The organism is Streptomyces sp. NPDC104096 (assembly GCF_055584385.1).
In genome coordinates this window covers 17,995-27,822 of record NZ_JBVJMD010000077.1, presented here as the reverse complement: position 1 = coordinate 27,822, position 9,828 = coordinate 17,995, and the positions used below count along the sequence as shown (strand labels likewise).

At 74.6% G+C, this 9,828-nt stretch carries 1 protein-coding gene; it reads left to right on the top strand.

Translation table 11 applies throughout. The annotated features are described in order from the left end of the window. Nucleotides 1-9,793, top strand: a 9,793-nt coding sequence (locus tag ACZ60B_RS39070; protein ID WP_469395884.1) for a type I polyketide synthase, incomplete at its 5' end; no start/stop codon positions are given. Nucleotides 9,794-9,828 lie beyond the last annotated feature (35 nt).

The following is a 9,828-nucleotide window of genomic DNA, read 5'->3' as shown; positions in this document are numbered from 1 at the left end:
CACGTGGGAGACGTTCGAGCGGGCCGGCATCGACGCGGAGTCGGTGCGCGGCAGCCGTACCGCAGTCTTCGTCGGCTCCGGCTACCAGGACTACGTCAACCTCCTGGTCGGAGTGGGCGGCGAGTCCGACGGCCATCTCGGGACCGGCAACTCCGCCAGCGTCATGTCCGGCCGTATCGCCTACACCTTCGGCCTGGAGGGCCCGGCGGTCACCGTCGACACGGCGTGTTCGTCTTCGCTGGTGGCGCTGCACTGGGCGGTCCAGGCGCTGCGCGGCGGCGAGTGCTCCATGGCGCTGGCCGGCGGCGTGCAGGTGATGACCACGCCCACTGCTTTCGTGGAGTTCAGCCGCCAGCGCGGGCTGGCCCCTGACGGCCGCTGCAAGGCGTTCGGTGCAGGGGCCGACGGCACCGGGTGGGCGGAGGGCGTCGGCATGCTCCTGGTGGAGCGGCTGTCCGAGGCCCGCCGCAACGGGCACCGGGTGCTGGCCGTCGTCCGCGGCAGCGCCGTCAACCAGGACGGGGCGTCCAACGGACTGACCGCGCCCAACGGCCCCGCGCAGCAGCGGGTCATCCGTCAGGCCCTGGCATCGGCCGGCCTGTCTCCCGCCCAGATCGACGTCGTGGAGGCGCACGGTACGGGGACGACGCTGGGCGACCCGATCGAGGCGCAGGCACTGCTCGCCACGTACGGCCAGGACCGCCCCGGAGGACAGCCGTTGTGGCTGGGGTCGTTGAAGTCCAACATCGGCCACGCCCAGGCCGCCGCGGGTGTCGGCGGCATCATCAAGATGGTCATGGCGATGCGCCACGGCGTGCTGCCGCGGACCCTGCACGTGGACGAGCCGACGCCGCACGTGGACTGGTCGGCGGGCACGGTACGACTGTTGACCGAAGCCGTGCAGTGGCCGGAGACCGACCACCCGCGCCGGGCCGCCGTGTCGTCCTTCGGCGTCAGCGGCACCAACGCCCACACCATCATCGAACAGGCCCCGCCGGCCCCGGACGAGGAGCCCGCGGAGGCTCCCGCCGACGGCCCCCTGGCCTGGATGCTCTCCGCCAGGAGCGACGCGGCGCTGCGGGCCCAGGCGGCCCGGCTGCTGCCCTTGGTACGGGGCGAGGTCCAGCCGCGGGACGTCGGGTTGTCGCTCGCCACGACCCGCGCGGCGATGCGTCACCGGGCCGCGGTCGTGGGGGAGAACCATGAGGAACTCCTCCTCGGACTGAAGGACTTGGCCGCCGGGACCCCCTCGTCCCGTGTGCTGCTGGGGCGTCCGGCCGGCGGCAGGACCGGCTTCCTCTTCTCCGGGCAGGGTTCGCAGCGCATCGGCATGGGGCGCGAGCTGTACGCGGCGTTCCCTGCCTTCGCCACGGCCTACGACGAGGTGTGCGCACACCTGGACGCCCCGGTCGACGTCGATGCCGCGACGCTTCACCGGACCGGGTGCACCCAGCCCGCGCTCTTCGCGGTCGAGGTGGCCCTGTTCCGGCTCCTCGAATCCCTGGGCGTGCGGCCCGACTTCGTAGTGGGCCACTCCGTGGGCGAGATCGCCGCCGCGCATGTGTCCGGTGCACTGTCCCTCGGTGACGCGGCGAAGCTGGTGTCCGCGCGTGCCGCGCTGATGCAGGCCCTGCCCGCGGGCGGCGTGATGGTCGCCGTGCAGGCCACCGAAGAGGAGGTCCTGCCCCACCTCACCGACGGGGTGAGCATCGCCGCGGTCAACGGCCCCTCGGCGGTGGTGGTTTCCGGCGAGGAGACCGCGGCCCTGGCGATCGCCGCGGGCTTCGCCGAGCAGGGCCGCAAGACGTCCCGGCTGAAGGTCAGTCACGCCTTCCACTCGCCGCTGATGGACCCGATGCTGGGGGAGTTCGCCGCGATCGTCCGTGGCCTGGCCTTCGAGAAGCCGCAGTTACCCGTCGTCTCCAACCTCACGGGTCGGCTCGTCGAGGCCTACACCCCCGAGTACTGGGTCCGGCACGTCCGCGAGGCCGTCCGCTTCGCGGACGGCGTACGGACCCTGCACGACCTGGGCGTGAAGACCTTCGTCGAGATCGGCCCGGGCGGTGTCCTGAGCGGTATGGCGCAGGGCTGTGTGGACGACGTCGTCACCGTCCCCGTACTCCGGGCCGACCGCCCCGAGCGGCAGGCACTCGTGACGGCCCTGGCCCAACTGCACACGCACGGCGTGTCCGTGGACTGGAACGCTTTCTTCGCCGGTGCGCGGAAGACCGACCTGCCGACCTACGCCTTCCAGCACGAGCGGTACTGGGTCGACGCCCCGGACAAGGCCGCCTCCGTGGCGGATCCGGTGGACGCGGAGTTCTGGGAGACCGTCGAGCGCGAGGACCTGCGGGCCCTCGCCGAGACCCTGGACATCGGCGCCGGGGACGCGTTCAGCGACGTGCTGCCGAAGCTGTCGTCGTGGCGTCGGCAGCGCAAGGAGCAGTCCACCGCCGACGACCGGCGCTACCGCGAGTCGTGGAAGCGCCTGGGCGGGCCCGCTCCGGCCGGCACCGGTGGCACCTGGCTGTTCGCCGTGCCGGAGGAGGAGAACGAGCAGATCGCCGCGGTCCGCACGGCGTTCACCGCTCGCGGCGCCACTCTGAAGACGCTGGTCGTCGGCGCGGCGGGCGACCGCGCCGCTCTGGCCGGGGAGCTGGCCGGGATCGGGCCGGTCGACGGCGTGCTGTCCCTGCTCCTCACCGGCGCCCCCGTGCTGCCCACCCTGCTGCTCGTCCAGGCCCTGGGCGACGCGGGCGTCGACGCCCCGCTGTGGTGCCTCACCTCGGGCGCGGTGGCCGTGAGCGGCTCCGACGCGTTACGCGACGCCCGGCACGCCCAGGTCTGGGGCCTGGGCCGCACCGTCGCCCTGGAGCTGCCCCGGCGCTGGGGCGGCCTGATCGACCTGCCGGAGTCCGTCGACGACCGGGCCGCCGCACGCCTGGCCGACGTGCTGGGACAGGCGCTGACGGGCCGGTGGGAGGAGGACCAGCTCGCCGTCCGCGCCTCCGGCGTCTTCGCCCGGCGGCTCGTCCACGCACCGGCACGGGCCGTCACGCGCCGCTGGCAGCCCCGCGGGACCGTCCTCGTCACCGGTGGTACGGGTGCGCTGGGCGGGCACGTCGCCCGCTGGCTGGCGCGCGGCGGCGTCGAGCACCTCGTCCTCACCAGTCGCCGGGGCGCGGACGCCCCGGGCGCCGCCGCCTTGCGGGGCGAGCTGGAAGCCCTGGGCGCCAGCGTCACGCTCGCCGCCTGCGACGTGGCCGACCGCGACGCCGTGGCGGCCCTGCTCGCCGAGCACACCTTCACCGCCGTCGTGCACGCCGCCGGAGTCGCCGACGCCGGTACGGTGGATGCCACCACCCCGGACGCCTTCGCCGCCGCGCTCGCAGCCAAGGCCGGCGGTGCGGCGCACCTGGACGAGCTGCTGGGCGACCAGGAGCTCGACGCCTTCGTCCTCTTCTCCTCCGTCTCCGGCGTCTGGGGCAGCGGCGGCCAGGCCGCCTACGCCGCCGGCAACGCCTTCCTCGACGCTCTCGCCCGGCAGCGCCGCGACCGCGGCCTCACCGCGACCGCCGTCTCCTGGGGCCCCTGGGCCGACGGCGGCATGGTCGAGGACGGCGACGACGAGGAGCGGCTGCGCCGCCGCGGCCTGCGCGCGATGACTCCCGCATCGGCGATCACCGCCCTGCAGCACGCGCTCGACCGCGACGAGACCCTGTTGACCGTGGCCGACGTGGACTGGCCGCGCTTCACCGTGCCGTTCACCCTCGGCCGGCCCAGCCCGCTGCTCGGCGACCTCCCCGAGGTACGGGCGACGCTCGCCGAGGACACCCCCGGGACGGGCCACGGCTCCGGGGCACTCGCCGAGAGCCTGGCCCGGCTGTCGCACGAGGACCGGGCACGCGCCCTCGTGGACCTCGTGCGCACGTACGCCGCCGCCGTCCTCGGCCACCGCGGAGCGGGCGCAGTCGAGACCGACCGGCCCTTCCGGGACCTCGGCTTCGACTCCCTGACCGCGGTGGAACTCCGCAACCGCATCAACGAGGCCACCGGCCTGGCCCTGCCCACGACGCTGGTCTTCGACCACCCCACGGCCGCGGACCTCGCCCTCCACCTGCTCGCCGAACTCACCGGCGGCCAGGACGCGAAGGCCACGGCCGCGGCGGCCGCCGCGATGCCGGCCGAGCCGATCGCCATCATCGGCATGGCCTGCCGCTACCCGGGCGGTGTGCGCTCGCCCGAGGACCTGTGGGAGCTGGTCGCCTCCGGCCGCGACGCGATCTCCCGCTTCCCCGGCAACCGCGGCTGGGACGTCGAGCAGCTCTACCACCCGGACCCCGATCACCCCGGCACCACGTACACCACGCAGGGCGGATTCCTGCACGACGCGGACGAGTTCGATCCCGCGGTCTTCGGGATCAGCCCCCGCGAGGCCGTCGCCATGGACCCGCAGCAGCGCCTGTTGCTGGAGACCACCTGGGAGGTCTTCGAGCGCGCCGGGATCGCCCCGCACGCGATGCGCTCCACCGTCACGGGCGTCTTCGTCGGCTCCGGCTACCAGGACTACACCGGCCGCCCCCTCAAGGTGCCCGACGGCGTCGAGGGCTACATCCCCAGCGGCAACGCGGCCAGCGTGATCTCCGGGCGGCTCTCCTACACCTTCGGACTGCAAGGCCCCTCGGTCACCGTCGACACGGCGTGCTCGTCCTCGCTGACCGCCCTCCACCTCGCCGTGCAGGCGCTGCGGGGCGGCGAATGCTCCATGGCACTGGCCGGCGGCGTGATGGTGATGGCCGGACCGTCCGCTTTCACCATGTCGAGCCGGCAGCGCGCGCTGTCCGCCGACGGCCGCTGCAAGGCGTTCTCCTCGTCCGCCGACGGCACCGGATTCGCCGAGGGCGTGGGCCTGGTCCTGGTGGAGCGGCTGTCCGACGCCGTGCGCAACGGGCACGAGGTCCTGGCCGTCGTGCGGGGCAGCGCGGTCAACCAGGACGGCGCGTCCAACGGCCTGACCGCGCCCAGCGGCAGGGCCCAGCAGCAGGTCATCCGGCGGGCGCTGGCCAACGCCCGGCTCGCCCCGGACGAGGTGGACGCCGTGGAGGCCCATGGCACCGGAACCCGGCTCGGTGACCCGATCGAGGCGCAGGCACTGCTCGCCACGTACGGCAAGGAGCGTTCCGAGGGCCGACCGCTGTGGCTGGGCTCGCTGAAGTCCAACATCGGCCACGCGCAGGCGGCCGCGGGCGTCGGCGGCGTCATCAAGATGGTGATGGCCATCCGCAACGGCATCCTGCCGCGGACGCTGCACGTCGACGAGCCGACCCCGGACGTCGACTGGTCGGGCGGGAACGTGCGTCTGCTCACCGAGCAGACCGCCTGGCCCGACCGGGACAGGCCACGGCGTGCGGCCGTCTCCTCGTTCGGGATGAGCGGCACCAACGTGCACACCGTCATCGAGCAGGCTCCGAAGACCGCGCCCGCCGCGGAGGGCGACTCGGCTCTGAAGACCGCGCCCGCCGCGGAGGGCGACTCGGCTCCGAAGACCGCGCCCGCCGCCGAGGGCGATCCGGCCCCGAAGACCCTGTCAGCCGCCGAGGGCGAGCCGCCTCCGCGTACCGCGCCCGCCGCCCAGGGCGTGCAGGCCCCCGCGGCGCGGGACACGACCGACGCCCCGCTCCTGGACGTGTACCCGTGGGCGCTGTCGGCGAAGACCGCCCGGTCCCTGCGCGAGCAGGCCCGCCGGCTGCTGCACCACCTCGACCGCGCCGAAGGGCTCTCGCTGCCCGACGTCGGCCGCGCCCTCGTCACCACACGGACGCAGCTGGAGCAGCGGGCCGTGGTCGTCGGCCGTGACCGGCACGAGCTGCGGGCCGGGCTCGCCGCGCTCGCCGACGGCGAACCCACGGACACCGTGGTCCAGGGTGCCGCCGCGGCCTCCGGCAAGGTCGCCCTCGTCTTCCCCGGCCACGGCTCGCAGTGGACCGGGATGGCCCGCGAACTGCTGCACACCTCCCCGGTCTTCGCCGAGCAGGCGAAGGCCTGCGCCGAGGCGTTCGCCCCTTATCTCGACTGGCCGCTGCTCGACGTCCTGCGCGCCGAGCCCGACGCGCCGGACGTGGCCGAGGTGGAGGTCGCCCAGCCCGCGCTGTTCACGGTGATGGTGTCGCTGGCCGCCCTGTGGCGCTCCTACGGTGTGACGCCCGCCGCCGTCGTCGGCCACTCGCAGGGCGAGGTCGCCGCCGCGTACGTCGCGGGGGCGCTGACCCTGGACGACGCGGCCCGGATCGTGGCCCTGCGCAGCCGCTCGCTGACCAGGCTCATCGGCAAGGGCGCCATGCTCGCGGTCGCCATGCCCGCCGACCGGGTGCGCGCGAGGCTGGAGAAGTACGGGGACCGGCTGTCGGTCGCCGCCGTGAACGGGCCCGCCGCCCTGACCGTCTCCGGAGAGCCCGAGGCGGTCGACGAACTCCTGGCGGAACTCGAAGCCGAGGGCGTGCGCGTGCGCAAGGTCCGCGGCGCCACCGGCGCCGGGCACTCCGCCCAGGTCGAGAGCCTGCGCCCCGAACTGCTCGACCTGCTGGCCCCGGTCGCGCCGGGCACGGCGGACATCCCCTTCTACTCCACGGTGACCGGCACCGTACTGGACACCACCGCCCTGGACGCCGGGTACTGGTACCGCAACGCGCGGCACACGGTGGAGTTCGAGCGGACCGTACGGTCGCTGCTGGCGGACGGGCACGGGGTGTTCGTCGAGTGCAGCGCGCACCCGCTGCTGGCCGGCTCGGTGCAGGAGATCGCGGAGGAGGCCGGTGCCGAAGCCGTGACCGGCGCCTCGCTGCGCAGGGACCAGGGCGGCATGGACCGGTTCCTGCGCTCCGTGTCCGAACTTCATGTGAGCGGCGTGCACGTCGACCTGACGGTCCCCTTCGCCGGGCGTCCGGTACGGCGCGTGGACCTGCCGACGTACGCGTTCCAGCGGCAGAGGTACTGGCTGGAGAGCGCCGACCCGGCGCCCGCGGGCACCGATCCGGTCGAGGCCGGGTTCTGGGAGCTGGTGGAGAACGCGGACCTGTCCGGGCTCGCCGACGAACTCGGAGCGGACGACGCCGGCCTCGTCGGCCCGGCCCTGCCGGTGCTGTCCGCGTGGCGTCGGCGCAGCCGCGAGAAGTCCACGGTGGACGGCTGGCGCTACCGCGTCTCCTTCCGGCGGCTGACCGATGACCCGGCCCCCGGCCTGGACGGTCTGTGGCTCGCCGTCCTGCCCGCCGGACTGGCGGACGAGCAATGGGCGCCCTGCGTCGTCGGTGTGCTCGGCGCCCACGGCGCCAAGGTGCGGGTCGTCGAACTCCCCGTCGACTGCGACCGGTCGCAGGCCGCGAAGCGGCTCGTCGAGGAACTCGGCGGCGAACAGCCCGCCGGTGTCCTGTCGATGCTCGGCCTCGCCCCCGGCCGCCACCCGGCCCACCCGACGCTGTCCGCGAGCCTCGCCACGACCGTCACCCTGCTCCAGGCGCTGGGCGACGTGGACGTCCGGGCACCCCTGTGGTGTGCGACCCGCGGAGCCGTGTCCACCGGAGCCGCCGACCCGCTGCGCGACGCCGACCAGGCACAGCTCTGGGGCCTGGGCGTCGTCGCGGCACTGGAACTGCCCCGGCGCTGGGGCGGTCTCGTGGACCTGCCCGAGAGGCTGGACGAGCACGCGCTGCGCCGCCTGGTCGCAGTGCTGGCCCGGCACGACGAGGATCAGCTCGCCGTACGTGCCGACGGCGTGTACGGCCGGCGCATGGTCCGGGCACGGCCCGCCGACGCGGAGCCCGCGACACCGTGGAGGCCTCGCGGCACCGTCCTGGTCACCGGCGGAACCGGCGGCGTGGGCAGGCACCTGGCCCGCTGGCTGGCCGGCGCGGGCGCGCAGCACCTGGTGCTCACCAGCAGGAGCGGACCCGACGCCCCCGGCGCGCGGGAACTGCACACGGAGCTGACCGCCCTGGGCGTCGAAGTCACCATCGCCGCCTGCGACATCGCCGACCGCGACGAGGTCGCGCGGCTGCTCACCGGCATCGAGTCCCGGCACCCGCTCACCGCGGTGCTGCACGCCGCCGGCACGGCACGGTCGTCCATGCTGGCCGACGCCGGTCTCGACGAGTTCGCCGAGACCGCGGCCGCCAAGGTCACCGGCGCCGTCCACCTCGACGAACTGCTCGACGGCCGTGAGCTGGACGCGTTCGTCCTCTTCGCCTCCGGGGCCGGCGTCTGGGGCAGCGGCGGGCAGGCCTCCTACGCCTGCGCCAACGCCTTCCTCGACGCCCTGGCACTGCGCAGGCGGGCCCGCGGCCTGACCGCGACCTCGGTCGCCTGGGGCGGCTGGGCGGGCGGCGGCATGGTCGACGACGCGGTCCAGGAGCGAGGCGAGCGACGGGGCCTGGGCGTCATGGCCCCCGAACTCGCGATCTCCGCCCTGCGCCAGGCCGTCGATCACGACGAGGCGGCCCTCGTCGTCGCCCCGGTCGACTGGGAGAAGTTCCTGCCCGCCTTCACCGTGGGACGGCCCAGCCCGCTGCTCGCCGACCTGCCCGACGTACAGCGGCTCCTGGAGACCGAGCGGTCCGCCGGCGAGGAGACCGGCGCCGGAGCGGAACTGGCGGCCGAGCTCGCCGGACTCGCCCCGGCCGAGCAGGAGGAGCGGCTGCTGGAGCACGTCCGCTCCCAGAGCGCCGTGGTCCTCGGTCACGCGTCGGCCGGGGACGTGCTGCCCACCGCGCACTTCCTGGAGCTCGGCTTCGACTCGCTCACCGCGATCGACCTGCGCCGGCGCCTGTCGGCGGCGACCGGTGTGCGCCTGCCCGCCGGACTGGCCTTCGACCATCCCACGCCCGCCAGGCTCGCCAAGCACCTGTTGACACGGCTCCGGGACGCCCGCCACGGCACGGAGGAGGAGCGGCCCGCCGACATGCTGGTCCAGCTCTACCGGCACGCGAGCGAGAACGGGACGGCCGCCGAGGCCATGGGGATGCTCATGGAGGCGGCCCGCTTCCGGCCCTCGTTCGCGCGGCCCGAGGAACTGGCCCGGCGGCCCGCCCCGGTGCGCCTGTCGCAGGGCGACCGTCCCCACGCACTGATGTGCTTCTCCCCGTACGTCGTACCGGCCGGGGCGCACCAGTACGCACGGTTCGCCGCCCCCTTCCGCGACCGGCTCGACGTGTGGGCGCTGGTCAACCCCGGCTACGAGCAGGGCGAACCGGTCCCGTCCGACCCGGACGCCGTGTTCCGCCTGCACGCGCAGACCGTACGGGAATGCGCCGGCGGGAAGCCGGTCGTCCTGCTCGGCTACTCCTCGGGCGGCTGGATCGCCCACGGCGTGGCGGCACACTTGGAGGCCATGGGCGAGCAGCCGGCGGCCGTGGTCATGGTCGACAGCTTCAGCCGCGAGATCCCCTTCGACCACCAGGTGCTGGGCGCGATGGCCCAGGCGCAGTCGCAGCGCCTGGACTTCATGAGGTCCGGCGGCGAACAGCTCACCGCGATGGGCCGCTACATGAGCCTGTTCGACGACTGGGCCGCGCCGCGGATCGTCGCGCCGACCCTGCTCGTACGGGCGAGCGAGCCCGTGCCGGCCGGGGACGGTGACGGCGCCGGGCGCGCGGCACCGCCCGAGCACGTGGACACGACCGTCGAAGTGAGCGGAAACCACTACTCGATGCTGGAGGACCACGCCGCCACCACCGCGGCGGCGGTGGATTCCTGGCTCGCGGACGTCGTCACCGAAGCGTCCGGCCCTGCCACGCCTTGAGGACGCGACGACCGCATGACCGGCCCGCGACCACC